At 49.6% G+C, this 1,089-nt stretch carries 1 protein-coding gene; it reads left to right on the top strand.

Annotated features, from left to right (window positions below; translation table 11 throughout):
• Window positions 1-988: copper-binding protein (locus tag R7Q38_RS24545; RefSeq protein WP_318114677.1), on the top strand; the 988-nt coding region annotated here is incomplete at its 5' end.
• Window positions 989-1,089 lie beyond the last annotated feature (101 nt).

Raw genomic sequence — 1,089 nt, 5'->3', positions numbered from 1 at the left:
GATCAGCGCGGGCCCACTTGAAAACGTATGGGTGGATGCCGAAGTGTTTGAGCGCCAAGCTCACTGGATGAAAGCAGGCAGCGACGCCACTATGACGTTGGATGCGATTCCGGGTAAAGAGTGGCAAGGCAGCGTCGATTATGTGTATCCAATTTTGGATCCTAAAACGCGCACGCTTCGTGTTCGTCTTAAATTCTCTAATCCCAATGGCGAGCTGAAACCGAACATGTTCGCCAATATTGCCTTGCAACCTGTCAGCGACAACGCGGTGTTAACCATTCCCAAGTCGTCCGTTATCCGCTCGGGGGGTATGACTCGCGTCGTGCTGTCTGAGGGAGACGGCAAATACCGCTCAACGCGCATCGAAGTCGGGCGTGAAGCTGACGACAAAATCGAGGTACTACAAGGCCTGACTCAAGACGATCGCATCGTAACCTCAGCTCACTTTATGTTGGATTCAGAATCGAGCCAAACGGCTGATCTATCGCGCATTTCATCACCGACCGAAGCCACTGCACAAACGGCTTGGACGAAGGGCGAGATCACTGATGTGATGAAAGACCATCGCATGTTGACCATCAACCACCAGCCCGTACCAGAGTGGGATTGGCCGGGGATGGTTATGAACTTTACCCTCGCTGACGGCGTCGATATGGGCTCGCTGCATAAGGGTCAAGCTATTGAGTTCGAAATTCAAAAAGCAGCATCGGGTCAATACGAAATCGTCGATTACAAAGCCGATGACACCGTTCTCGCGACTGACGTTTGGGTAACGGGAGACATCAGCATGCTAATGGCGGATTTTGGCATGATCACGCTCAATCACCTTCCGGTTTCAGAATGGAGCTGGGATGCCGGTGAAATGAACTTCTCTGTGGGTGATGAAGTGGATTTATCCGGTTTCAAAGAAGGTCAGAAAGTCCGATTTCTAGTTGAAAAACAAGGTTCTGACTACGTTTTGAAACAAATTGAAGCGATCGAGGGCTAACTATGATTGGAGCAATTATCCGTTGGTCACTCAATAACCGCTTTATGGTTTTGATCGCGACCTTAATGCTTGTTTTAGCAGGACTTTACAGTGTAAAGAAT

The sequence above is a fragment of the Vibrio sp. Vb0598 genome (genome assembly GCF_033338935.1).
GTDB lineage: Bacteria > Pseudomonadota > Gammaproteobacteria > Enterobacterales > Vibrionaceae > Vibrio > Vibrio alginolyticus.
Note: the sequence above shows the minus strand (reverse complement) of the source record. Positions and strands in the feature narration are given on the sequence as shown.